Below are 24006 nucleotides of genomic sequence, written 5' to 3' on the forward strand. Positions count from 1 at the left end.
AAACGGAATTTCAGTGGCTTGCCGGCCTGGTGCGGCCCGCTCAGAAGCGGACGGTGCCCGTCACGAAGACCTGGCGCGGATTGCCGTAGAACGCCGTCAGGGTCCCTTCCTTGCCGAGCGAGGGGATCGGATAGCCGTTCGCCCCGAGCGGGATGGCGCCGGTCGTCGCATCGGCGACGACGAAGGTGTATCCGCTGGTCTTGTATTCCTTGTCCGTCAGGTTGCGGCCGTGAAGCCCGATGCTCCAGCGATCGCCAGGTGCGTTGTAGACGAGGTTGGCGTCGAGCAAGACGTAGCCCGGCTGGTCGATGTACGGGTTCGGCACCTCGAACTGGAAGGTCTTCGACCGGTAGGACGCCGTTGTGGTGAAGGCGATGTCGCCATCGCCGACCGGCGTAGTGTAGCCGAGCGTTCCGCTCGCGGTCCACTGGGGGGTGTTCTGCACTTCGCGGAAGTTCGCGACATCGGTCGGCACACCGCCGATGTTGGTGATGTAGCGGTCGTACTGCGCGTCGATGTAGCCGAGCGAACCGGCCAGCGTCAGCCGGTCGCCGGCCGCCATCAGGTCGCGGCCGAGGCGGGCGGTGGTCTCGAACTCCACGCCCTTGAAGGTCGCCTTGCCGGCGTTGGACACAACCCCGCAGAAGGTCGCGATGCCGCCGACGTTGCAGGCCACCGATCCGGGGATCTGCACGTCGGTGTAATCGGCATAGAAGCCGGCGAGCGCAACATAGAGCGCGCCGTCCATCAGGCTGCCCTTGTAGCCCACTTCGTAGCTGTCGACCTGTTCCGGGCGGAAGCTCAGGAAGCTCGCCACCTCGGCGTCGGAGCGGATGCCGTTACCGTCGAGATCGGGCGCATTGACGCCAACACCGCGCGGATCGAAGCCGCCGCCCTTGAAGCCCTGCGAATAGCTTGCGTAGAGGTTGTGATCGGGCGCCGGCTTGAAGCTGACCGACGCGCGAGGCGTGAACGCCTTGAACTTTCGGCTGCCGCTGAAATTGGTGCTGGGCGCGCCGAATGCGACCCCTGCGCCGCCGAAAACCGGCGAGCCGCCGCCGAGGTAGTTCTGCCGCAAGATGTCGGCCGTGCGGGTGTCCCAGGTGTATCGTCCGCCGAGAGAGACGCTGAGCCGGTCGGTGATGTCGAGCGTCGCATCGCCGAAGACGGCATAGGTTTCGGTGTCGACATCGGCCTCGGTGAAGGCGGTGAAGCCGTTGAGCGTGGTGAACAGACGCACGTCGAACAGCGTGTCGGCCTTCGCATCGAGATAGTAGAAACCGACCAAGGCCGACAGCGGGCCGTTATCGTACAGAAGCTGCAGTTCCTGGCTGATCTGTTCGTTGTTGTAGATGCCCGGCACGTCGAGATCGACCGCCGGCAGCGCGTCGAAATCGATCGGCGTGTCGGTCGTGTCCTTGCGCCATGCGCTGATCGAGCGGAACGTGAGCGCATCCGACAGGTCGACGCGGACGTTCATCGCGACCCCGTATGCCTCGATGTCCTGCTTCGGATCGTCGAGCCCGCCGCGCGTGTCGAAGACGTCGCCGAGAACGGCCGCGCCCGAGGCGATGCCGGGGATCAGGCGGTGGCCGCCGCGCGGGCTGCTCTTGTCACGGGCGTAGTCGCCCGACACGCGGACGAGCACCGGCGCGCCGTAGCCGCCGAGCTCGAAGGTGCCGCGCGCGGCCCACAGGTCCTTGTCGTAGTTGTCGCGCCCGGTCGTGAGGTTGGTCCCGAACCCGTCGCGTGTCAGCCGGGCAAGCGCCCCGCCCAGTCGCACGATCTCGCCGCCCGATGACGCGCTGATCACCCCGTCGATCTGGTTATAGCTGCCGTAGGTCGCCTTCACCATCAGCGACGGGTCCTGCGGCAGGTTCTTCGTCACGTACTTCACCGCGCCGCCGATGGTGTTGCGGCCGTAGAGCGTGCCCTGCGGCCCGCGCAGCACCTCTATCCGCTCGACGTCGTAGATGTCGAGCACCGCAGCCTGTGGTCGGTTGAGGTAGACGTCGTCGAGGTAGATGCCGACGCCCTGTTCGAAGCCCGACACGGGGTCCTGCTGGCCGACACCGCGGATGAAGGCGCTGAGCGTCGAGTTGGTGCCGCGGCTCGCCTCCAGCGTGGTGTTGGGGGTGGTCTGGCCGATGTCGGTGATGTCGATCGCGCCCGACTGGGCCAGCGATTCTCCGGAATAGGCGGTCACCGCGATCGGCACGTCGACGAGGTTTTCCTCGCGGCGACGCGCGGTGACCACGATCGCGCCTTCGTCGGTATCGGCAGTCGCTTCCGCTTCGTTGGGCAGGTCCTGCGCGGCAGCGGGCGCGGCCAAGCCGGCGATGCCAAGCGACACGGCGAGTGCGAAGCCGCTGGCGGCTGCGGAAACGGGCAGGCGGGTCATCTCTATCTCTCCCAAACGCGGCGCGTCCTCGCGCGCGCCTTTCGATAGGCGCTGTATTGAAACCTGAACCACGTTTCAACTTTTATTGTTGCCCCGGTGTGCCCGCTTCCGTAAGCGTTGCGCGATGGCCACCGACCCCACCCCGCCGGCAAGCGCAGCAAGTCCCGGCAAGGAACCGCGCACGGCGCGGGGCAAGGCCACCATGCGCAAGCTCCTCGACGCGGCGGCGCAGGAGTTCGGCGAGCTGGGTTTTCACGCCGCGTCGATCAGCGGCATCACGCGGCGCGCCGGTACCGCGCTCGGCAGTTTCTACACCTACTTCGACAGCAAGGAGGCGATCTTCTCCGCGTTGGTCCGCGACATGAGCCGCGCGGTCGCAGAGTCCGCCGCCGCGGCGATGACGCCGACCGCCACCGGCATCGAGCGCGAGCGCGAGGCGCTGGCCGCCTTCCTCGCCTTCGCCCGCGCGCACAAGGAAATCTACCGCATCGTCGACGAGGCGGAGTTCGCCGATCCCGCCAGCTACCGTGCGCACTACGGCGGCACGGCCGAACGGATCACCGCGCGGCTCGATCAGGCAGTGGCGTCGGGCGACCTCGCGCCCGGCGACAACGAGGTCCGCGCGTGGGCGATCATGGGCGCCAACGTCTTCCTGGGCATGCGCTTTGGCGTGTGGGACGACAGCCGCCCGATCGACGAGATTACCGGCGCGGTGTCCGATCTCCTCTTGCGGGGGCTAGCTCGCCAGTAGCGAGGCGTTGCCGCCGGCGGCGGTGGTGTCGATGCACACAACGCGCTCGGTCGCGAACCGCAGGACGTAATGCGGGCCCCCCGCCTTGGGTCCGGTCCCCGACAGGCCTTCGCCCCCGAACGGCTGGCTTTCGACCACTGCGCCGATCTGGTTGCGGTTGACGTATAGGTTGCCGACCTTCGCCAGCCGCTCGACCGTCCGCCGGGTTTCGGCGATGCGGCTGTGCAGCCCCAGGGTGAGCCCGAAGCCGACCGAGTTGATGTCGTGCACCACCTGCTCCAGTTCGCGCCCCTTGAAGCGGGCGACGTGGAGGACGGGTCCGAAGTTCTCGCGGCGCAGGTCCTTGATGGAAGCGATCTCGATGATCGTGGGCGCGACGAAACAGCCGTCGGCGGTGCCGGGCGGAAGTTCGCGCCGCCATACCGGGCGCCCCTCCTTCATCCGCCGCGCGATATGGCGTTCGAGCGCCGCGCGCGCATCCTCGTCGATCACCGGGCCGACATCGGTGGGAAGCGCGGCGGGATCGCCGATCTCGAGCGCTTCGAACGCGCCCTTTATCATCCGCAGCATCTCGCCCGCCACGTCGTCCTGCAAGTAGAGCACTCGCAGCGCGCTGCAGCGCTGGCCGGCGCTCTGGAACGCGCTGTTCACGACGTCGCGGGTGACCTGTTCGGGCAGGGCCGAACTGTCGACGATCATCGCGTTCTGGCCGCCGGTCTCGGCGACGAACGTGGCGATTGGCCCCTCGCGCGCGGCGAGGCTGCGGTTGATCGCTTGCGCGGTCGCGGTCGAGCCGGTGAATGCGACCCCGGCGATCCGCGGGTCCGAGGTGATCAGCTGGCCGACTTCGCCAGCGCCGGGAAGGAGCTGGAACACCTCGTCGGGAATGCCCGCCTCGTGACACAGGCGCACGGCAAGCGCGGCGATCAGCGGGGTCTGCTCGGCCGGCTTGGCAATGACGGTATTGCCCGCCGCCAGCGCGGCGGCGGCAGGCCCGATGAAGATTGCCAGCGGAAAGTTCCAAGGACTGATGGTGGCGAACACGCCGCGTCCGGCAAGGCTCAGACGGTTCTCTTCCCCGGTCGGACCGGGCAGGGGAATGGGGGCGGAGAACAGCCGTCGCGCCTCGGCGGCGTAGAAGCGCAGGAAATCGACCGCCTCGCGCACTTCGAGCACGGCATCGACAAGCGTCTTGCCCGCCTCGCGTTGGCACAACGACAGGAATTGCGCGGTGTGCGCCTCGAACGCATCGGCCGCGGCTTCCAGCAGCAGCGCGCGTTTCGCACCGCCCAGCGCGTTCCAACCCGGCTGGATCGCCTCGGCCCGGCGAACCGCGTCGGCGACCTCGGCGGGGGTGGCATCGCGGCGGCTGCCGACTTCGCGGGTCATGTCCTGCGGCGAGGTGATCGGGGCGATCTCCCCAGCCTCGGCACCGGGAAAGGTCGGGGCGGCGTCCCAGTGACGACCCGCAAGGCCGTCCAGTTCGGCCATCAGCGGTTCGAGCACCAACGGATCGGCCAGATCGACCCCGGCGCTGTTGGCCCGGGCACCGAAAATGGCGTCCGGCAAGGGAATCGCCGGATTGCGCTTCGTTTGCGTTGCGGCGAGTTCGGCAACCGGATCGCCCGTCAGCTCGCCCACAGGGACACCGGCATCGGCCATCCGGTTGACGAACGAGGAGTTGGCCCCGTTCTCCAGCAGGCGGCGCACGAGATAGGCGAGCAGATCCTTGTGCCCGCCGACCGGCGCGTAAATGCGTACCGGGGTCCGCCGGTTGCCTTCGACCTTGGCAAGCTCGGCGTAAACGTCCTCGCCCATGCCGTGCAGGCGCTGGAATTCGAATTCACGGCCTCGGGAGAGCGCCTTGATCGCACCGATGGTGTAGGCGTTGTGGGTCGCGAAGGCGGGGTGGATGGCGTCCGCCGCCTCGAACAGCCGGGCCGCGCAGGCGAGATAGCTTACGTCGGTGGACAGCTTGCGGGTGAAGACCGGGTAATCCGTGTGCCCGCCGATCTGGCTCAGCTTGATCTCGCTGTCCCAGTAGGCGCCCTTGACCAGCCGCACGAACAGCCGCCGGCCATGCCGCCGCGCGACTTTCGCGGTCCAGTCGCACATATGCACCGCGCGCTTCTGGTAGGCCTGCACCGCGAGGCCGAAGCCCGTCCATTGGGTGCCGTCGGCGCGCGCGAACAGCGCATCGTCGGCAACCAGCGCCTCGATGATGTCCATCGACAGCTCGAGCCGCTCGGCCTCCTCGGCATCGATGGTGAAGTGCATGCCCCCGTCGCGCGCCTTGCCGGCGAGATCCTTCAGCATCGGGACCAGCGCCGCCTTCGCCGCTTCGGCGTGGAGGAAATCGTAGCGCGGATAGAGCGCGGACAGCTTGACCGAGATGCCCGGTGACTGCTCCCAGCCCGCCGCCGTCTCGCGGCTGAGGCGGGCGATGGCCGCCTCGTAGCTCGCGCGGTAGCGTTCGGCATCGGCGAAGGTCATCGCCGCTTCGCCCAACATGTCGAAGCTGTGCTGGAGGCCGCGGGCGCGTTCGGGCGCGGCGCGCTTCAGCGCCTCGTCGATCGTGCGGCCGAAGACGAACTGGCCGCCCAGGATGCGCATCGCCTGCAGCGTCGCCTTGCGGATCACCGGCTCGCCCAGCCGGTTCATCGCCCCGCGCAGTGTGCGGCCCATGCCGCGCTGGTGCTGTTCGGGCCGTTCGAGCACCTCGCCCGTCAGCATCAGCGAGAACGTCGCCGCATTGACGAACGTGCTGCTCGATTCGCCGAGGTGCTCGCCCCAGTCGATGTCGCCGATCTTGTCCTTGATCAGCGCGTCGGCGGTCGCCGCGTCGGGCACGCGCAGCAGCGCCTCGGCAAGGCACATCAGCGCGATGCCTTCTTCGGTGTCGAGCCCGTAGGTTTGGAGGAACGCGTCGAGCCCGCTGGCCTTGCGCGCCCGCGCACCCTCGATCAGCCCGCCCGCGATCCGTGCCGCTTCGCCGTGCACGGCCTGGACAGGCGCCGCCATACGGATGCGCTCGGCGACGCAGGCTTCCTCCTCCATCCGGTAGGCAAGGCGCAGGGGACGGCGATCGACGGGGGCGGGGGCGGCGGGTATGGTCGGCATGGGGCCGCGCCCTGCACCCGGTTTCACCTGCAATCAAGCGGGCATGACAGGCCGCTTAATTGACCTGCCGTTCGCGCCCTTCCCAATAGGGCGCGCGCAGTTCCCGCCGCAGGATTTTGCCCGACGGATTGCGGGGCAGGGCATCGATGAAATCGACCGTCTTGGGGCACTTGAACCCGGCGATCTTCTGCCGTGCCCAGTCGATGACGCCGTCTGCTTCGAGGGCCGCTCCGGGCCGGCGGACGACCACCGCCTTCACCGCTTCGCCCCACCGGTCGTCGGGCACGCCGATCACCGCGACATCTGCCACGTCGGGATGGCCGTAGAGCGCGCTTTCGACTTCCGCCGGATAGACGTTCTCGCCGCCGGTGATGATCATGTCCTTGATGCGGTCCTGGATGTAGAGATAGCCGTCCGCGTCCATGATCCCGGCATCGCCGGTGCGCAGCCAGTTGTCGGGCGACAGGACCTGCGCGGTCTCCGCCGGCTTGTTCCAGTAACCGGCCATGTTGGTCGGGCTGTTGATCGCCACCTCGCCGATTTCGCCGGGTGGCAGTTCGCTGCCGTCCTCGCTCAGTATCCTCAGTCCCACCGACGGCAGCGCCTTGCCCGCGGCCCGCATGACCCGTTCCTTGCCCGGTCCGTGATCCTCCGGCCCCAAGCAGACGACGGTGCCGTAGGTTTCGGTCATGCCGTACATCTGCGCGAAGTCGCACTGCAGCCGGTCCACCCCCCGCTTCAGCAGGTCGAGCGGGATCGGGCTGGCGCCGTACGCCATGCCCTGCAGGTTGGAGAAGTCGGCGTCCTTCGCGTCCGGATGGTCGAGCATCATGGCGAGCGCGGCCGGGACAAGGAACGCCTGGCGCGCGTCGTGCTGCTGGATATCGCGGATGATGAGGGCGGGATCGAATTCGGTATGGATGATGAGATGCTGGCCGGCGTTCACCGCGCCGGTGACCGATCCGATGCCCGCGATATGGCCGAAGGGCATCGCATGGATTAGTGTGTCGCCCGGCTCGCTGGTGAACCAGCCGAGGCCGGTTTCCTGCACGATGGGCCGCAATACGGTGGCGTTGCGATGCGTCAGCATGACGCCCTTGGGCATGCCCGTGGTACCCGAGGTGTACAGCATCAGGAACACGTCGCCGCGCTCTACCTCCGTGGTTACCGGATCGGCCGACTGCGCGTCGCGCCACGCGTCGAAGGTTTCGTCGGCAACAACCCGCGTGCTTTCGAACGGCTGGCCCGCGAACTGCGGTTCGACGAACAGCGCGCCGGGGTCGCAATCGGCAAGGATGTATTCGATTTCCGCCGGGGCCAGCCGCCAGATGATCGGCACCAGGATCATGCCTGCGCGCGCTGTGCCCATCGCAAGCTGCGCCGCCCGCGCGCCGTTCTTGCCGAGGTAAGCGACCCGGTCGCCCGGCTTCAGGCCTATCGCGGCGAGCCCGTTGGCGATCTGCGTGGCGTACCGATCGTAGGTCGCCCAATCGATCGTGAGGTCGCCGTCGCGCAGCGCGATCGCGGCCGGCATTTCCGCCGCCCAGCCCGCCAGCGCATCGCCCAGCGTGCGCGATTTGTCCTCGTACTCCATCCGCCTCTCCTCGGGATCCGGTCTTGCGACTCCTCGTTCGAGGCAGGTTGCAAGATGAAACCCGCTATCGCAAGCCGTTACTCCCAGCCGCGCTCGAGGAAGCGCAGCGCGCACCCGGCGAGCAGCGCGGCTCCGCGCGGCAGTGCCGCCTCGTCCACCATCATGCGGGTCGAATGGATGGAGCAGCAGTTGCGCCAGTCGTCGCCTTCGGCCGCAACGCCCAAGAAGACCATCGCGCCCGGCACCTTTTCAAGGACGTAGGAGAAGTCTTCGGCCCCCATGCTCGGCGCCGCCATGTCGGCCCAGGCACCTTCGCCGAACAGATCGCCGGCGACCGCGCGGGCAAGGGCGATCGCGCGCGCATCGTTGACCGTCACCGGAAACCCGTGGCGCAGTTCGAACTTCGCCGTCAGGCCGTACGCCGCAGCGGTCGCGTGAGTGACCTCCTCGATCAGGGCGTGCACCTTCTCGCGGTGACGTTTCGACAGGGTGCGGATCGTCCCGGCCAGCCGGACCCGGTCGGGTATGACGTTGTGCGCGGTGCCGCACTGGATCGTGGTCACCGTCACTACCACCGCGTCTGCCACGGCGAAGCGGCGGGTGACCATCGCCTGCAGCGCGCCGACCAGCGCGGCCGCGCCGGGCACGGGGTCCATCGCGTCGTGCGGCATCGAGGCGTGGCCGCCCCGCCCCTCCATCAGGATGTCGAACTCGTCGGCCGAGGCCATCATCGCCCCGGTCCTGGCCGCCACCGCGCCGTGCCGCGCATTGGGCATGATGTGGAGCGCGAAGGCGGCTTCGGGCAACGGATCGATCAGCCCGTCGTCGAGCATGTGGCGCGCGCCGTGGAAGCCTTCCTCCCCCGGTTGGAACATGAACTGGATCTCGCCGGCGATCCCCTCGCGGCGGGCGCACAGTATCTCGGCGGCGCCGGCGAGCATCGCGGTATGGGTATCGTGCCCGCAGGCGTGCATCCGGCCCGGAATGGTCGAGGCGAAATCGAGCCCGGTTTCCTCGGTCATCGGCAACCCGTCCATGTCGCCGCGCAGGAGCACGCGGCGGCCCTCGGTGCCCCCCTTGAGCGTGGCCACCGCCCCGGTGGTCGTACCGCCCTCGCGCCATTCGAGCGGCAGGTGGGCGAGCGCGGCGCGCACCTTGGCAAGCGTCAGCGGCGTCTGAAGGCCGACTTCGGGTTCGGCATGGATCGCGCGGCGCAGCGAAACGATGCGGTCGGCGATGGAGCGGGCCGAATCGAGGAGGTCGGGATGGAGCATGGCGTCAATCCTATCCTGAGGCGGGACGGCTGCGGGGAAAAAGTTGTGTCGCAGGCCGCCCGCCCCATCTAAAGCGCCGTCCAAGGTTCGCCATGTCAACCGTCTTCAAGGTCCCGGCCGCGCGCGCGCAGGCCCCCGGCGCTCCAACCGGAGCGGGCGAAACCGCGTCCGGTCCGGCCCCGCGCGTGGAGGGCGGGCCGCGCATCGGTGTGATCTACAACCCGCGCAGCCACCGCAATCGCAAGCTGCAGCAGGAAGTCGAGGCGCTGCCCGGCGTCAGCGTCGCGGCACCCGAGCGGCGCGGGGAACTGCGCGGCGTCCTCGAAGGCTTTGCCGCCGACGGCGTGACCTGCATTGTCGTGAGCGGAGGCGACGGCACCGTGCGCGACGTGCTGACCGCCGGCCTGCCCGTATTCGGCGATGCGTGGCCCGCGCTCGCGGTGATTCCGGCGGGCAAGACCAACGCGCTCAACGCCGACCTCGGTGCACCGAAGGACTGGACGCTGAAAGGTATCCTGGGTGCGCTGGAGGCGGGCAACCGCGCGGTTCGCCGGCCGCTGATCGTGCGCGACCGGGACGGCGGCGGCGAGCTCGCCGGTTTCATCTTCGGCGCGGGCGTGTTCACAACGGCGGTCGCCGCCGGGCAAGACGCCCACCGGCTGGGCGCGTTCGACAGCCTCGCAGTCGGCGCGACGGCGGTCTGGGGGATGGTGCAGGCGCTGCTGGGCAGCGATCGCAATCGCTGGCGGCGCGGCGAACGTATGGCGATCCGGACCGGCGCGGACCGCGCGCCCCTGCCGCGCAGCGACCGCGGCGATCCGGCCCGCCGTACCTTCATCCTCGCGATGACGGTCGAGCAGCTGCCCGCCAACATCCGCCCCTTTGCCGACCTCGAGGGCATGAAGCTCATCGCGCTCGACTATCCGACCCGCAGTCTGCTGGCGCGGGCGCCCGCGATCGCGCGGGGCTGGTGGCCGGCCCACGCAGAGCGGCGCGGACTCCACCGCTGCGCGACCGATCGCATCGAGATCGACCTCGGCGACCGGTTCATTCTCGACGGCGAGGCGTTCCCGGCCGGCTCGTACGAGATCGTGCCGGGCCCCGCGTTGTCGTTCGTCGTTCCGTGACGAGGTCGCTTGAGGCGCGCATTGCAACCGCGCTCGATACACCGGTGCATCCCGAAGTGAAGGCGATCGCCGCCCGGCTGGCGAGCGAGGCCGGAGCGTGCGCGGTGCTGTTCTACGGATCGAACCTGCGCACCGGCTCGCTCGAGGGTGTGCTCGACTTCTACGTGCTGCTGCCGGGGGCGCAGCGCGAACGGATCTGGCCCCGGGTCTCCTACCGCGAATGGGAGACCGCGTCGGGGACCTTGCGTGCGAAAATAGCGACGATGGCGCTGGAAACGTTTGCCCGCGCGGCGGCCGGCCGGTCGCGCGACACCACGATCTGGGCGCGCTTCGTGCAACCGGCGGGGCTGGTGTGGGTACAGAGCGAGGCGGCGCGCGCGGCGGTGCTGGCGGCGGTCGCCGATGCGGCGAAGACCGCCGGCCGGTTCGCGGCGGCGCTCGGCCCGCCGGGCGGAACCGCGGCCGATTACTGGCGCGCGCTGTTCCGCGCGACCTACGAAGCCGAATTCCGAGTCGAGAAGCCGGGGCGCGAGAACGACATCCTGTCGGTCAACGCGGCCCATTTCGACGGCCTGCTGCCGCTGGCATGGACGGCGGACGGGCTCGCGTTCGCGCGCGACGGCGACGTGTTGCGGCCAAACCTGCCCGACGCACGGCGGGCGCAGATACTGCGCGCCTGGCGCACGCGAGCACGCCTCGGCAAGCCGCTCAACCTCCTGCGTCTCGCCAAGGCGAGTACGACGTTCGACGGTGCCGCGGCCTATGCCGCGTGGAAGATCGAGCGGCATACCGGCATCGCGGTGCACCTGACGCCGTGGCGCGAGAAACATCCGTTCCTTGCCGCCCCCGGCGTGCTGTGGCGGGTGTGGCGGGCGCGCAGCCGCGCCGGTCAGCGGTAACGCATCGCGATACGGATGGACTTCACGCCGTTCACCGCGAACCCCGTCTTGCTCACGCTCGGCTTGCCGAGGTTGAAGATGTTGATCGAGGGGTTGTTCGACATCGCGCCGCCGTCGCCCAGAAGATCGGTCTCGCCGTCTCCGTCGAGGTCGTGGCGCACCGCGACCGCGTAGCTGCCGTTGGCGGGCACCGGCAGGCAGAAGCTCATGGAGCCAGCCTTGGCCGGTGCCTCGACACGGTTCAGCCAGCGTCCCTTCTTCAGCCAGTCGCCTTCGGTCGCCCGGTAGACCTGCGCGCGCACGCGCCCGGTCGACGCCTTGACGCCGTCGACGGTCACCATGACCGCCGGGCCGGCCCCGCGGCAACGGCTCATGTCGTTGGAAATCTTGTTGCGATACTGCGCCGCGGCCGGGCTTGCGACGCCGAGCGCGAGTGCGCTCGCAGCGAGAAGAATGCCGATAGGGCGGATGGTCTTGGCGATCATGGAATGTCCCTGTGGCGGGGGCGCGCGCGAACTGTGCCGGCGGGCAAGACCCCCTGTTTCGCTGCACAAGGTGCCCGATGGGGCCTGAATTTGCGCTTAATTGGGACAGCGCCCCGATTTGCGCCGGTTCGGGCCGCGGCAATGTGGAAAAGACCGGGCGATTCGCTTGTGCCGCGTGGCGGGCAAGGGTTAAGCGCCCGTCAGGCATAGGAGCCCCTGCAGCACGCATCATGGCGCGCCCGTTGATCTCCCCCTCCATCCTGTCGGCCGACTTCGCGCGGCTGGGCGAGGAAGTGCGCGCCATCGACGCGGCCGGGGCGGACTGGATTCACGTCGACGTGATGGACGGGCATTTCGTGCCCAACCTCACGATCGGGCCGGGCGTGGTAAAGGCGCTGCGCCCGCATACCGACAAGCCGTTCGACGTGCACCTGATGGTGAGCCCGGTGGACACCTGGCTGGAGGCGTTCGCCGATGCCGGTGCCGACATCATCACCGTCCACCCGGAAGCGGGCCCACACGTCCACCGGACCGTGCAGGCGGTGAAGGCGCTGGGCAAGAAGGCCGGCATCAGCCTCAACCCGGCGACGCCCGCCAAGATGCTCGACTACCTGATCGACGAGATCGACCTCGTCCTGATCATGAGCGTCAATCCAGGCTTCGGCGGACAGAGCTTCATTTCCAGCCAGCTTCGCAAGATCGAGGCGGTCCGCAAGTTGATCGACAAGACGGGGCGGGACATCCATCTCGAGGTCGACGGCGGGGTCGATCCCGTCACCGCACGGCAGTGCGTCGATGCCGGGGCCGACGTCCTGGTCGCGGGGTCGGCCACCTTCCGCGGCGGGCCGGACCGCTACGCCGCCAACATCGCTGCGCTGAAGAGTTCGCACGAGGCGGGCGAGTAGTGGCGACGGCCGAGGACGTCCGCACCGCTTCGCGCGCCGACGGACAGGCCCGGTCCCGCGCGCTGCCGCTCGGTTCCGCAGGCGAACCGCATGTGCTTTTGCCCGGAGACGATGCACCCGAAACCGTGATCGAGCCCGGCCGTGCGCTGGCGCTGGCCGATTTCTCCGCGCCATCGGTGGGTGCGGGCGAGGCGCTGATACGCCTCGCCTACCGCATGGGGGTATCCGGTGCGACGCTCGCCCGCCCGTTCGGCAAGCCTGCACGCCCGCGCCTGCTGGGCACCGTCGACAGCCCGCTCGTCGGCGACCGGGCCGCCGGCGTGGCGTTGCGGGCGGGGCACTTCCTCGTCCACGGAGTGAAGGCGCCCATCGCGCAGATGGACTTCCAGCCGGTCGCCAAACTGACCCCGCCGTTCGAGCGGACGGTGCACGGGTTCACCTGGATGCGCGATCTTGCCGCCTGCGGTCCGCGCGAACAGTGCACGGCGACCGCCGAGCGCGTGCTGGCTGCCTGGCTCAAGGCCAACCACCGCCCGGGCAAGAGCGCGCGCAAGGGCGCTGCGTGGAGCGTGGAGAACGCCGGCCTGCGCCTGCTCGGCTGGCTGGTGCACGCGCCGCTCATCCTGTCGGGCGACGCGGCGCTGCGCACGCGCACGCTCGCCGCGATGGAGGAAACCGCGCGCTGGCTCGACCGCAATATCGGCAAGGCCGGCGACCGGCTGGCCGAAGTCGCCGGCTGGACCGGGATCGTCGCTGCCGGCCTGCTGCTGCCCGATGGCAAGCCGCGCCGGCTGTTCGGCGAAGCGGGCCTCGTCCGGGCGCTGGGCGAACTGGTCGCCGAGGACGGCGGGGTGCTGTCGCGCAGCCCGCTCGCCCAGATGGAGGCGATCGGCCTCCTGACCGAACTCAAGGCCTGCTACGCCGCCGTCCGCCGCGACCCTCCGCCGGCGATCGAGGCGATGCTGGGCCTGCTCGTACCGCCGCTGCTCGCGCTGCTCCACGGCGACGGGGGTCTGGGCAACTGGCAGGGCGCGGGTGCGGTCGGGGCCGACCGGATCGCTGCGCTGGTGAGTGCGAGCGGCGTTCGGACCCGCCCTCTCAAGGATGCCCGGCAGTGGGGCTACCAGCGCGCCACCGGGGGGAAGGCGGTGTTGCAGTTCGACGCGGCCCCGCCGCCGCTGGCGAAGCACGCACGCTCGGGTTGCGCGAGCACGCTGGCCTTCGAGCTGAGCCATGGACCGCAGCGGATCGTCGTCAACTGCGGCGGTGCGGCGTTCGCGGGCGGACAGGTTCCGGTCCGCATCGAACAGGGCCTGCGCGCGACGGCGGCCCACTCCACCCTTGCGCTCGACGATGCCAACTCCACCGCCGTCCTCCTCCACGGCAAGCTTGGCGCCGGGGTCGGCGAGGTGGAGATCGACCGCAAGACGCTTTCCTTGAAGGACGGCACCGCCACCCGGCTGGAGGCGAGCCACGACGGTTACGTCCCGCGCCACGGGCTTGCCCACCGCCGCATCCTCATCCTGCGCGACGACGGCAGCGAGCTGCGCGGCGAAGACCTGCTGGTGCCGGCGGGCAAGGGCGGGGGCAAGCGCGGCAAGATCGGCTTCGCCATCCGCTTCCACATCGGTCCGGGCATCGAGCTCGGCCTGTCGGACGATGGCAAGGGTGCGGGCCTCGCACTGCCCGACGGCAGCTACTGGCAGTTCCGCCTCGGCAAGCTGGACGAGGGCGTGTCGCTGTCGGTCGAGGAAAGCCTGTGGGTCGATGGGCAGGGACGCCCGCAGCCGATCCAGCAACTCGTGATACAGGGTATGACCCCGAGGAGCGGCGGCAGCTTCGCCTGGCTCTTCAAGAAAATGGGATAGAATCGACGTGACCGATGTGACCATCAGGCGGGCGCTGCTTTCGGTGTCCGACAAGGAAGGGCTTGCAGCGCTCGGCAGCACGCTGGCCGACGCGGGTGTCGAGCTGGTCTCTACCGGCGGCACCGCCAAGGCGCTGCGTGACTGCGGGCTGGAAGTGCGCGACGTGAGCGACCTCACCGGCTTTCCCGAGATGATGGACGGACGGGTGAAGACGCTGCATCCTATGGTCCACGGCGGCCTGCTGGCCGTGCGCGACGATCCCGAACACGCCGCCGCGATGGACGCGCACGACATCGGCGCGATCGACCTGGTGGTCGTCAATCTCTACCCATTCGAGGCGACGGTCGCGCGCGGGGCCGACCGCGACGAGATCATCGAGAACATCGATATCGGCGGGCCGAGCATGGTGCGTTCGGCGGCGAAGAACCACCGCTACGTGACCATCGTGACCGATCCTGCCGACTACGACGAGCTGATCGCCGAACTCGGCGCGCACGACGGCGCCACCACGCTTGATTTCAGGAAGCGGCTGGCGGCCAAGGCATTCGGCGCGACCGCTGCCTACGACAGCATGATCAGCCAGTGGTTCGCCTTCGCCGACCAGCAGCAGCAATTTCCCGACCTCCTCGCTGTCAACGGCCGCCGGGTCACCGAACTCCGCTACGGCGAGAACCCTCATCAGAAGGCCGCGCTCTATATGCCGGTGGGCCCGCACGGTTCGGGCATCGCGCAGGCGAGCCAGCTGCAGGGCAAGGAACTGTCCTACAACAACTATGCCGACGCCGACGCCGCGCTGGAACTCGTCGCCGAGTTCGCCGGACAAGACCCCGCGGTGGTGATCGTCAAGCACGCCAACCCGTGCGGCGTTGCGCAGCGGCCGACCCTGCTCGAGGCATGGCGCGAGGCGCTCGCCTGCGACGACGTGTCGGCGTTCGGCGGGATCGTCGCGGTCAACACGGTCCTCGACGGCCCGACGGCGGAGGCGATCTGCGAGATCTTCACCGAAGTCGTCGTCGCTCCCGATGCGGACGACGATGCCAAGGCGGCGTTCGCCAAGAAGAAGAACCTGCGGCTGCTCCTGGCCAGCGATCTGCCGGATCCGCGTCGCGGCGGTCTGGCGATAAAGCCGATCACCGGCGGACTACTGGTCCAGACCCGCGACAACGGGGCGATCACCGAAGCGGACCTGACGGTCGTGACGCAGCGCCAGCCGACGGCGCAGGAACTGAAGGACTGCCTCTTCGCCTGGACCGTGGCGCGCCATGTGAAGTCCAACGCGATCGTCTATGCCAGGGACGGGGCGACGGCCGGTATCGGCGCGGGTCAGATGAACCGCCGCGATTCGTCACGCATCGCGGCGATGAAATCGGCAGAGGCGGCGCAGAAATTCGGCTGGGACCAGCCGCGCACGGTCGGCAGCGCCGTCGCTTCGGACGCGTTCTTCCCGTTCGCCGACGGATTGCTGGCCGCAGCCGAAGCCGGGGCGACCGCGGTCATCCAGCCGGGCGGATCGATCCGCGACGAGGACGTGATCAAGGCCGCCGACGAGGCGGGCTTGGCGATGGTGTTTACCGGGATGCGCCACTTTCGGCATTGATCGCGAACTGCCGATCATCGCTTCGCCTCAGAAGCGAACCAAGCAACCTGAACGCCGCGCAACTGGCGGGTTAAGCACCTCGCAATCGCCAGTGAAGTACCCATGTCGCCTATTCGAAGGAAAGCACGACATGGGCCTGTTCAAACCCGATCTCATCCGCAATTTCGCCATCGGTTTCGCGCTCGGCGCGGCAGCCGTCGTCTGGCACATTGCGCCGAACATGGCCCAGCAGCTCGTCCCCGCAGCGCACGCCGCCACCGTGGAGACGCCCGCTCGATGAAATGCTTCACGCTCGCCATCGCCGCCGCCGGTCTTGCGCTGGGCGGTTGCCAGCAGTCCGCTTTCGCCCCGGAAATCACCGTCGCCGCGCCGCAGGCGCAGCGCACCGCGAAGGAAAGCGGCCTGAAGACCGCCGTCTTTGCAGGCGGCTGTTTCTGGGGCGTGGAGGCGGTGTTCAGCCATGTGAAGGGCGTGAGGAGCGCGGTCAGCGGTTATGCCGGTGGCACCAAACGGCAGGCGAACTACGATCTGGTCTCGAGCGGGGTGACCGACCACGCCGAGGCGGTGAAGGTGACGTACGACCCCAGCGTGGTGCGCTACGACCAGTTGCTGCGGATCTATTTCTCGGTCATCGCCGATCCCACGCTCAAGAACCGGCAGGGGCCGGACACCGGCGCGCAGTACCGCACTGCGTTGTTCCCGGTCGGCACGGAGCAGGCGGCGGTCGCCAAAGCCTACATCGCGCAGCTTTCGGCAGCGAAGGTCTACAAGCGGCCGATCGTCACCACGATCGAGGGCGGTGCGTTCTTCCCGGCCGAAACCTACCATCAGGATTTCGCGCAGAAGAACCCCAACCATCCCTACATCCGCACGTGGGACGCGCCCAAGGTCGCGGCGCTCAAGTCGATGTATCCGGGCGTTTGGAAGACCGGTTTCACCACCGGCTGACGGTGCCGCGCGCGGGGTGGCGTCCGCCCGGCGCGCGCACTACATAGCCCGGCATGGCAGGCCATCACCATCACAACGAGCACTCGGGGCACGACCTCATCCACGCCGCCCAGGACGCGCTGACCAAGGCGGGCGAGCAGTGGACCGAATTGCGCGCCGACGTGTTCGCCGCGCTGAGTACGCACGCGAGCCCCGCCAGCGCCTACGACATCGCCGATCAGGTGTCGGCCCAGCGCGGCAAGCGCATCGCGCCCAATTCGATCTACCGCATCCTCGACCTGTTCGTGGCCAACAACCTCGCCATGCGGGTGGAATCGTCTAACGCCTATCTCGCCAACAGCCACCCCGGCTGCCTGCATGACTGCATTTTTCTGGTGTGCGACGAATGCGGCGAGGCGACCCATATCGACAACGATGCGGTGTCGAAGACCGTCCGCGGCCTCGCCGAAGCGGCGGACTTCAAGGCCGAGCGACCGGTAATCGAAATACGCGGCCTTTGCGCTGAGTGCCGCTGAGGGCATTCCTCATGCAATGCTCATGGTTTCGTGGGCAACGGTTCATCGACAGGCCGCAGAGCGCGTTGTAGGGATGGCGGCATGACGACCCGCCCCGATACGCCCCTGCTCGACACCGTCGACACCCCCGCAGACCTCCGCAAGCTCAAGCCCGAGCAGCTTCGCCAGCTGTCCGACGAATTGCGCGCGGAGATGATCGACGCCGTCGGCAGCACCGGCGGGCACTTGGGCTCCGGTCTCGGCGTGGTCGAGCTGACGACCGCGATCCATTATGTCTTCGACACGCCGACCGACAAGCTGGTGTGGGACGTCGGGCACCAGGCCTATCCGCACAAGATCCTGACCGGCCGTAGGGATCGCATCCGGACCCTGCGCCAGGGCGGCGGCCTGTCGGGCTTCACCAAGCGCAGCGAAAGCGAATACGATCCGTTCGGCGCGGCGCATTCCAGCACCTCGATTTCCGCTGCGCTCGGCTTCGCCATGGCGAACAAGCTGCAGGGTCGCCCGGGCAGGGGCATCGCGGTGATCGGGGACGGCGCGATGAGCGCCGGCATGGCCTACGAGGCGATGAACAATGCCGAACAGGCGGGCAACCGGCTGGTGGTGATCCTCAACGACAACGACATGTCGATCGCGCCCCCGGTGGGCGGGCTCTCGGCCTATCTCGCGCGGATGGTCTCGAGCAGCGAATATCTCGGCCTGCGCAGCCTCGCCTCGCGCCTGTCCAAGAAGCTCAGCCGCAAGGTGCACAACAGCCTGGAAAAGGCCGAAGAGTACGCGCGGGGAATGGTGACCGGCGGGACGATGTTCGAGGAACTGGGCTTCTACTACGTCGGCCCGATCGACGGGCACAACCTCGATCACCTCGTGCCGGTGCTGGAAAACGTGCGCGACAGCGAGCAGGGCCCGATCCTGGTCCACGTGGTGACCAAGAAGGGCAAGGGATACGCCCCGGCGGAGAACAGCGCCGACAAGTACCACGGCGTGCAGAAGTTCGACGTCATCACCGGCGAACAGAAGAAGAGCGCGGGCGGGCCGCCGGCCTACCAGAACGTGTTCGGCGACACCCTCGCCAAGCTCGCCGAAACCGACCCGCGCATCTGCGCGATTACCGCCGCGATGCCGAGCGGGACGGGCGTCGACCGCTTCGCCAAGGCGCATCCCGACAAGGCGTTCGACGTCGGCATCGCCGAACAGCACGCGGTGACCTTCGCCGCCGGCCTCGCCGCGGAAGGCATGCGCCCGTTCTGCGCGATCTATTCGACCTTCCTCCAGCGCGCGTTCGACCAGGTGGTCCACGACGTGGCGATACAGAACCTGCCCGTCCGCTTCGCGATCGACCGCGCCGGTCTGGTCGGCGCGGACGGCGCGACCCACGCAGGTTCGTTCGACGTGACCTATCTCGCGACGCTGCCCAACATGGTCGTGATGGCCGCGGCGGACGAGGCGGAGCTGGTTCACATGACCTATACCGCCGCTTGCCATGACAGCGGCCCCATCGCCTTCCGTTACCCACGCGGGGGCGGCATCGGGATCGACCTGCCGGACACCCCACAGCTGCTCGAGATCGGCAAGGGCCGGGTGGTGCGCGAAGGGACGAAGGTGGCAATCCTGTCGCTCGGCACGCGCCTCGCCGAAGCGCTGAAGGCCGCGGACCAATTGGAGGCGAAGGGCCTGAGCACGACCGTCGCCGACCTGCGTTTCGCCAAGCCGCTCGACACCGACCTGATCGATCGCCTCATGCGCACTCACGAGGTCGTCGTGACCGTGGAGGAGGCCGCCATCGGCGGCCTCGGCGCGCACGTGCTGACGCATGCCAGCGATGAAGGGTTGCTGGATGGTGGCTTGAAGATCCGCACGATGCGCCTGCCCGACGTGTTCCAGGACCACGACGATCCGGCGAAGCAGTACGACGAAGCCGGTCTCAACGCCCCGCACATCGTCGATACGGTGCTGAAGGCGCTGCGCCACAACTCGGCGGGTGTCGAGGAAGCGCGGGCGTGATCCCTACCGAAGAAGTGACAAGCGACATATCTGAAGGCGGGGTCGCCTTGGGCTTTTTTTGTGTATGGCTGTTGGGCGTTTCAACTGTCGGCATGTTACCTTGGTTCAAGTTTTGGCACGGTATTGCAGCAATTGTCGTTTATGCAGCCGCCTCGCTGATTTTTGTGCCAATATCTGGCTGGATTTGGAGCTATGCCTTGCGCCGGCAAGTCGGCCGAAGTTCGCTCAAAATTGTTTTTTGGCCGGTTTACTTATTAATGGGTATTTTCGTCTCTTTTTTCATATTAGTCGCTAGGTTAGCGAAGTAAGCTCGTTATTATTTGGGAGATAATTGCGAATCTAAATAGTGGGCTGACCGACTTTTCAGGAGTAATGCGTGTTAAAGTCGGATTGATATCTTTGACGAACAAGAATTACCTAATTTGCCCGATTGCTCTTAAGTATCGTATTCAAGATTTTAGTGATGGGATAGGTATTTATTCGGAAGCCTAGTCAGTCCACCGCCACATTCCTGCCGGGACGCCCGCCGCGCCGATATGCGCCCAGGTGATCGCGAGCCACAGGACCGTCGCCACCAGCCACAGCATGGCGCCCGCTTGAGGCAGCGCGGAGAGGCGGGGCCAGTAGCTGGTCCTGGCTTCCCAATCGGTCCACGCCGGGCCCATCAGCCGCTCCTTCTTGCGATCCTGCAGCCGCGCTCCGACGAGCGCGAGGACGAGTATCGCGGCCGCGACGATGGTCGTCCGCACGCTCCATTCGATGGAGAGGTGGGAAACGGCCCACAGCGCGAAGCCCCACATCATCGGGTGCCGGGTGACGCGAAACACGCCGTGCGGCTCCTGTGCCGCCAGCTTGTTCGCGCCGGGAGCGGGCAGCGCAGGGTTGCCCCGCAGCGAGCCGAGGAAGAGAAGCAGCGCGGGGAGCGTCAGCACGGTCGCGACGGCCCAGCCGATGTCTCCGCTGTTCGCGCCGAGATCGGCCGGCGGCGCGGCGCGGAAGGCGAGCACCATCCACCCGAACGTGGCGAAGGCGACCAGCGAATAGACGAGCAGGAAGCCCTTCTCGCCCGCCACGCGCACGAGCGGCGCGCGCAAGGGGTGCGACAGGGCGAAATGCGTGCCGACGAACGCGATGCTGGCGGCGATCAGCGACTGAAGGGCGGGGTCCATCCCGAGCACTCCCATGTCAACAGTGTCAACATGGGTAGCGCAGCGCAACCGGAATGCAAGCCCGGTGCTACTCCGGCTCGCCGATGCCCAGAAGTCGCACGGTGAACAGCAGCGTCGCGCCGCCGGGGATCGGTCCCTTGCCCTTCATGCCGTAGGCCAGCGGTGCGGGGGCGGCGATCTCGATCGTGTCGCCGACGCCCATCTCGGGGATCGCCAACTGCCATGCGGGGATCAGCTTGCCGAGCGGGAAAGTGGCCGGACCGCGCCCTTCGGAACTGTCGAACTGCGTCCCGTCGGTGAAGGTGCCGGTGTAATCGACCGTGACGATGTCGGCAGGCGTCGGATGCCGCCCCGACCCGTCGCCCGCCACGCGCCGCCAGAGGAGCCCGCCCTCCATCGTCTGCCAGCCGGGCTCGGCCGCCCGTGAGGCGAGGGCAGCCTGCTGGGCGCTGACCCACGCCATGTCCTGGCTGCGGTCGGGCGGGCCGGACGGCGACTGCGCCACCGCGGCCACCCCGATGAGCAGGGCCGCGCCGAACGCGAGCGTGGCGAACCGGTCGCCGGTCGGGAAACGCTTGCTCACCGCCCGCCTCTCGTCAACCTGCCCCTCACCAGTCATAGGCCTTGGGCTGGTCGCGATCGTCGAGATCGCGGTAGCGGTCGCGCAAGCGGGTCCGGTGATCGACCCGCGGTTGCTCGACGCCGTCGATGAAGATGCGCTCGGGCGCGCTCGCCAGTTCGAGCGGATCCCCGTCCCACACCACGAGATCACCGGCGGCGCCCGGGGCCAGCACGCCCATCCGCCCGCCATAACCGGCGATGTCCGCCGGAACCGAACTGATCGCGGCGAAGGCCTTGCCCCAGCTCAGCCCGCTTGCGCCTGGCACCTTGGTCAGCGCGACGAGGTTGCCGGCGAACTGGGTGAGGTTGGCCGGCTGGTCGCCGGTCGTGCCCGCAAGGCCGCCCAATGCGACCTCGACCCCGGCGGCGACCATGCGTCCGACGTTGCTCTGGGTCGCGGCGAGCTGTTCGAAGCTTGCGGGAAGGTCGTTGAGCGGCTGGGCGATCACCGGTACTCCGGCGGCGGCCAGCTCGCTCGCCACCCGCCAGCCTTCGCTCGCACCGACGATGACCATCTTCAGCCGCGGAAACTCGCGCTTGAGGGCGAGGACCGAGAGGATGTCCGACGCGCGCTCGACGTTGACGTAGAGCGTCTGCGTGCCGTTCACGACCGGTACCAGCGCGGCCGCATCGAACCGGTTCAGCAGCACGTCCTCGCGCGCGGTGGTGTTGTCGACGAGGCGGGGATCGATCGGAATATCGTCACCGGTCTGGACGGGGGCGGGTCGGCCGCCCCCGCTGATCCGTGCATCGCTGCCGTACTGCCGCGCCTCGCGCAGGGCATTGCGGAACAGGGCGTGCGCACTCGTGCGGCTGCCGCCCGCGAGCCGCGCTCCTCCCTCGCCGAGAGTGACGAGCTGGAATGCGCGCGGGCGCACGACCATGCGGTTGTCCGCGCCGAGATCGACGACCGCGCCCTGCCCGCCGAAGATCGTGCTCGACGGTGCGCCGAACACGCTGGCGCGGGTGATCCCGGCGTTGCGCGCGACGGCGACGTGCTGCGAGGCGGGGTTGAGCGCGGGCACCACGTCCAGCGCAGCGCCGAACGGCGAATTGCGCGCTCCGATGTCGTTCGATTCCTGCACCCCGCCCGCATCGAACAGGCCGAGGTTGGTCATCGCCGCGAAGACACCGGGGGTCACCCACTTGCCGGTGCCGTCGACCGCCTGCATTCCGGCGGGAATCGCCACCCCGCGCCCGGCGGCGACGACCTTGCCGGCGCGCACGACGACCGTCGCGCCGTCCTGCGGCTCGCTGCCGTCGCCGGTCGCGACGGTGGCGTTGGTGATGGCGAAGTCCTGCGCCATCGCCGGGGCGGACAGCGCAAGCAGCGCCGCGCCTAGAAGCAAACGCACGCTCATTTCACGTCTCCTTCACCGGGCTGGCCGAGTTCGAAATCGCTGACCGGGCGGCGCTTGGGATCGTTGGCGTCGAACATCAGCGCGCCGTCGACCCAGACCTTTTCCGGCCGGGTGTAGACCGACAACGGATCGCCGTTCCACAGCACCACGTCGGCCATCTTGCCCGGCGCGAGGCTGCCGGTCACGTCGGCGATGCCCATCGCGGTGGCGGCGTTAAGGGTGATCCAGCGGATGACGTCGGCATCGGAAATCTGGATGCCGCTGCGCCGGCCGGCGGCCTGTGCCTTGGCCGCTTCCTGGTTCAGCCGCTGGATGCCGTTCTCGTCGTCCGAGTGGATGACGACGCACGCGCCGGCATTGTGGATGAAGGCGGCGTTTTCGGGAATGCCGTCGTAGCTTTCCATCTTGAAGCCGTACCAGTCGGCCCAGACCGCGCTGCACACGCCATTTTCGCGCAAAAGATCGGCGATCTTGTAGCTTTCGACCGCGTGATGGAAGGCGGCGACCTTGTAGCCCATTTCCTTGGCCATATCGAGGACGATGGCCATCTCGTCGGCGCGGTAGCAGTGGTTCTGGATGCGGATGTCGCCGGCCAGCACGCCCTTCAGCGTCTCGGTGGCGAGGTTGCGCTTCTTGCCGTCGTCGGCCTTGGCGTTGAGCCAAGTCTGCCGGTTGACCGCCAGGTTGCCCATCCGGGTGGAGGGCATGCGGCCCTTGCTGCCGTAGACCCGCTTGGGGTTCTCGCCGCAGGCCATCTTCATGCTGTAGGGCGCGCCGGGGAATTTCATTCCCTGCATCGTGCGGCTCGGCACGTTCTTCAGCGTCACCGCGCGGCCGCCCATGAGGTTCGCCGAACCGGGCAGTATCTGCAGGGCCGTGACCCCGCCGTTGGCGAGGGCGCGGGTGAACCCCGGGTCCTGCGGCCAGACCGAATGTTCGGCCCAGACCTCGGGTGTGGTCGGGCTCGTCGCCTCGTTGCCGTCTGAATGCGCCTCGACCGAGGGGGTGGGATAGTCGCCGAGGTGCGAGTGGATGTCGATGACGCCCGGCGTCACGTATTTTCCGGTACCGTCGATGCGGGTGTAGCCCGCCGGTATGGCGAGGTCCGCGGCGCCGATGCCCACGACCTTGCCGTCGGCGAACAGGACCGTGCCGTTCTCGATCCGCCCGCCGGCCCCGTCGTAGACCGTCGCCCCGACCAGCGCGGTCGGTGTGCCGGGATAGGGGCGGTAGGTGGACGGGTACGGATTGGCGTCGACGGCAGCGGGCGTGCTGCTCGCGCTTTTCGTGTCGCTTCCGGGTGTGGCGGCGCAGGCGGCCAGGGCGAGAGCGCTCGCGGCGGCGAGCGCGGTGCGAATAGTGGTCAT

The 24006-nt window shown here is 68.3% G+C and carries 20 protein-coding genes; 11 read left to right on the forward strand and 9 right to left on the reverse strand.

Annotated features, from left to right (window positions below):
• Nucleotides 1-40: 40 nt before the first annotated feature.
• Nucleotides 41-2401: a TonB-dependent receptor gene (locus tag D4766_RS08005; protein ID WP_120716982.1), complete on the reverse strand. Its 2361-nt coding sequence runs from the start codon at nt 2399-2401 to the stop codon at nt 41-43.
• A gap of 124 nt (nt 2402-2525) precedes the next feature.
• Here D4766_RS08005 and D4766_RS08010 point away from each other — a divergent pair, with 124 nt between their 5' ends.
• Nucleotides 2526-3152 carry a TetR/AcrR family transcriptional regulator gene (locus D4766_RS08010; RefSeq protein ID WP_120716983.1) on the forward strand — a complete coding sequence of 209 codons (627 nt, stop codon included), beginning with the start codon at nt 2526-2528 and terminating at the stop codon, nt 3150-3152.
• Here D4766_RS08010 and putA read toward each other — a convergent pair.
• From putA to D4766_RS08025, 3 genes are all read right to left on the reverse strand, one after another.
• Complete coding sequence (putA, locus tag D4766_RS08015; protein ID WP_120716984.1) at nt 3138-6272, reverse strand: bifunctional proline dehydrogenase/L-glutamate gamma-semialdehyde dehydrogenase PutA; 3135 nt, start codon at nt 6270-6272, stop codon at nt 3138-3140. The genes D4766_RS08010 and putA overlap by 15 nt on opposite strands.
• A 55-nt stretch (nt 6273-6327) precedes the next feature.
• A complete protein-coding gene (locus tag D4766_RS08020; RefSeq protein WP_120716985.1) occupies nt 6328-7866 on the reverse strand; it encodes a long-chain-fatty-acid--CoA ligase in 1539 nt (512 codons plus the stop codon).
• A 77-nt stretch (nt 7867-7943) separates the two neighbouring features.
• On the reverse strand, nt 7944-9140 hold the full coding sequence (locus D4766_RS08025; protein ID WP_120716986.1) for a M20 metallopeptidase family protein: 1197 nt from the start codon (nt 9138-9140) through the stop codon (nt 7944-7946).
• Nucleotides 9141-9232: 92 nt separating this feature from the next.
• On the opposite strand from D4766_RS08025, the gene D4766_RS08030 reads away from it, so the two are divergent.
• Nucleotides 9233-10267: a diacylglycerol/lipid kinase family protein gene (locus tag D4766_RS08030; RefSeq protein ID WP_120716987.1), complete on the forward strand. Its 1035-nt coding sequence runs from the start codon at nt 9233-9235 to the stop codon at nt 10265-10267.
• On the forward strand, nt 10264-11166 hold the full coding sequence (locus tag D4766_RS08035; RefSeq protein WP_120716988.1) for a hypothetical protein: 903 nt from the start codon (nt 10264-10266) through the stop codon (nt 11164-11166). Before D4766_RS08030 ends, D4766_RS08035 begins: the two co-directional genes overlap by 4 nt.
• Here the strand turns inward: D4766_RS08035 and D4766_RS08040 are convergent.
• Entirely contained in the window at nt 11157-11651 is a 495-nt protein-coding gene (locus tag D4766_RS08040; RefSeq protein ID WP_120716989.1) for a DUF2141 domain-containing protein, read from the reverse strand. The genes D4766_RS08035 and D4766_RS08040 overlap by 10 nt on opposite strands.
• 230 nt (nt 11652-11881) lie before the next feature.
• Here D4766_RS08040 and rpe point away from each other — a divergent pair, with 230 nt between their 5' ends.
• From rpe to D4766_RS13820, 8 genes are all read left to right on the forward strand, one after another.
• On the forward strand, nt 11882-12556 hold the full coding sequence (gene rpe, locus D4766_RS08045; RefSeq protein ID WP_120716990.1) for a ribulose-phosphate 3-epimerase: 675 nt from the start codon (nt 11882-11884) through the stop codon (nt 12554-12556).
• Nucleotides 12556-14424, forward strand: coding sequence for a heparinase II/III family protein (locus tag D4766_RS08050; RefSeq protein WP_194955751.1), 1869 nt, complete (start codon nt 12556-12558; stop codon nt 14422-14424). The genes rpe and D4766_RS08050 overlap by 1 nt, the downstream gene beginning before the upstream one ends.
• Before the next feature lie 7 nt (nt 14425-14431).
• Entirely contained in the window at nt 14432-16021 is a 1590-nt protein-coding gene (purH, locus tag D4766_RS08055) for a bifunctional phosphoribosylaminoimidazolecarboxamide formyltransferase/IMP cyclohydrolase (RefSeq protein WP_120716991.1), read from the forward strand.
• 130 nt (nt 16022-16151) lie between these two features.
• Nucleotides 16152-16301, forward strand: coding sequence for a hypothetical protein (locus D4766_RS13815; protein ID WP_162935709.1), 150 nt, complete (start codon nt 16152-16154; stop codon nt 16299-16301).
• A complete protein-coding gene (gene msrA, locus D4766_RS08060) occupies nt 16298-16969 on the forward strand; it encodes a peptide-methionine (S)-S-oxide reductase MsrA (RefSeq protein WP_120716992.1) in 672 nt (223 codons plus the stop codon). Before D4766_RS13815 ends, msrA begins: the two co-directional genes overlap by 4 nt.
• A gap of 53 nt (nt 16970-17022) precedes the next feature.
• A complete protein-coding gene (locus D4766_RS08065; protein ID WP_120716993.1) occupies nt 17023-17484 on the forward strand; it encodes a Fur family transcriptional regulator in 462 nt (153 codons plus the stop codon).
• An 81-nt stretch (nt 17485-17565) separates the two neighbouring features.
• Nucleotides 17566-19488, forward strand: a complete 1923-nt coding sequence (gene dxs, locus D4766_RS08070; RefSeq protein ID WP_120716994.1) for a 1-deoxy-D-xylulose-5-phosphate synthase — start codon at nt 17566-17568, stop codon at nt 19486-19488.
• Nucleotides 19485-19796 (forward strand): hypothetical protein, encoded by a 312-nt coding sequence (locus D4766_RS13820; RefSeq protein WP_162935710.1) that lies wholly within the window; start codon nt 19485-19487, stop codon nt 19794-19796. The genes dxs and D4766_RS13820 overlap by 4 nt, the downstream gene beginning before the upstream one ends.
• A gap of 180 nt (nt 19797-19976) precedes the next feature.
• Here the strand turns inward: D4766_RS13820 and D4766_RS08075 are convergent, their stop codons facing one another.
• The 4 genes from D4766_RS08075 to D4766_RS08090 form a co-directional block, all read right to left on the reverse strand.
• A complete protein-coding gene (locus D4766_RS08075) occupies nt 19977-20657 on the reverse strand; it encodes an NnrU family protein (protein WP_120718135.1) in 681 nt (226 codons plus the stop codon).
• A gap of 67 nt (nt 20658-20724) precedes the next feature.
• The gene (locus tag D4766_RS08080; protein WP_234024744.1) at nt 20725-21240 is read right to left on the reverse strand and encodes an FKBP-type peptidyl-prolyl cis-trans isomerase; all 516 of its coding nucleotides are present in this window, start codon (nt 21238-21240) and stop codon (nt 20725-20727) included.
• Nucleotides 21241-21265: 25 nt separating this feature from the next.
• The gene (locus D4766_RS08085) at nt 21266-22639 is read right to left on the reverse strand and encodes an amidohydrolase family protein (RefSeq protein ID WP_120716996.1); all 1374 of its coding nucleotides are present in this window, start codon (nt 22637-22639) and stop codon (nt 21266-21268) included.
• Nucleotides 22636-24006, reverse strand: coding sequence for an amidohydrolase (locus D4766_RS08090; protein ID WP_120716997.1), 1371 nt, complete (start codon nt 24004-24006; stop codon nt 22636-22638). The genes D4766_RS08085 and D4766_RS08090 overlap by 4 nt, the downstream gene beginning before the upstream one ends.

Source organism: Tsuneonella amylolytica (genome assembly GCF_003626915.1).
GTDB lineage: Bacteria > Pseudomonadota > Alphaproteobacteria > Sphingomonadales > Sphingomonadaceae > Tsuneonella > Tsuneonella amylolytica.

Excerpts from the sequence above, each read along its gene's own strand:
- D4766_RS08085 (WP_120716996.1), bottom strand. The coding sequence starts at position 22,639 with ATGAGCGTGCGTTTGCTTCTAGGCGCGGCGCTGCTTGCGCTGTCCGCC.
- D4766_RS08075 (WP_120718135.1), bottom strand. The coding sequence starts at position 20,657 with ATGGACCCCGCCCTTCAGTCGCTGATCGCCGCCAGCATCGCGTTCGTC.
- putA (WP_120716984.1), bottom strand. The coding sequence starts at position 6,272 with ATGCCGACCATACCCGCCGCCCCCGCCCCCGTCGATCGCCGTCCCCTG.
- D4766_RS08010 (WP_120716983.1), top strand. The coding sequence starts at position 2,526 with ATGGCCACCGACCCCACCCCGCCGGCAAGCGCAGCAAGTCCCGGCAAG.
- rpe (WP_120716990.1), top strand. The coding sequence starts at position 11,882 with ATGGCGCGCCCGTTGATCTCCCCCTCCATCCTGTCGGCCGACTTCGCG.
- D4766_RS08005 (WP_120716982.1), bottom strand. The coding sequence starts at position 2,401 with ATGACCCGCCTGCCCGTTTCCGCAGCCGCCAGCGGCTTCGCACTCGCC.
- dxs (WP_120716994.1), top strand. The coding sequence starts at position 17,566 with ATGACGACCCGCCCCGATACGCCCCTGCTCGACACCGTCGACACCCCC.
- D4766_RS08040 (WP_120716989.1), bottom strand. The coding sequence starts at position 11,651 with ATGATCGCCAAGACCATCCGCCCTATCGGCATTCTTCTCGCTGCGAGC.
- D4766_RS08090 (WP_120716997.1), bottom strand. The coding sequence starts at position 24,006 with ATGACCACTATTCGCACCGCGCTCGCCGCCGCGAGCGCTCTCGCCCTG.
- D4766_RS08025 (WP_120716986.1), bottom strand. The coding sequence starts at position 9,140 with ATGCTCCATCCCGACCTCCTCGATTCGGCCCGCTCCATCGCCGACCGC.
- D4766_RS08065 (WP_120716993.1), top strand. The coding sequence starts at position 17,023 with ATGGCAGGCCATCACCATCACAACGAGCACTCGGGGCACGACCTCATC.
- msrA (WP_120716992.1), top strand. The coding sequence starts at position 16,298 with ATGAAATGCTTCACGCTCGCCATCGCCGCCGCCGGTCTTGCGCTGGGC.
- D4766_RS13815 (WP_162935709.1), top strand. The coding sequence starts at position 16,152 with ATGGGCCTGTTCAAACCCGATCTCATCCGCAATTTCGCCATCGGTTTC.
- D4766_RS08030 (WP_120716987.1), top strand. The coding sequence starts at position 9,233 with ATGTCAACCGTCTTCAAGGTCCCGGCCGCGCGCGCGCAGGCCCCCGGC.
- D4766_RS08020 (WP_120716985.1), bottom strand. The coding sequence starts at position 7,866 with ATGGAGTACGAGGACAAATCGCGCACGCTGGGCGATGCGCTGGCGGGC.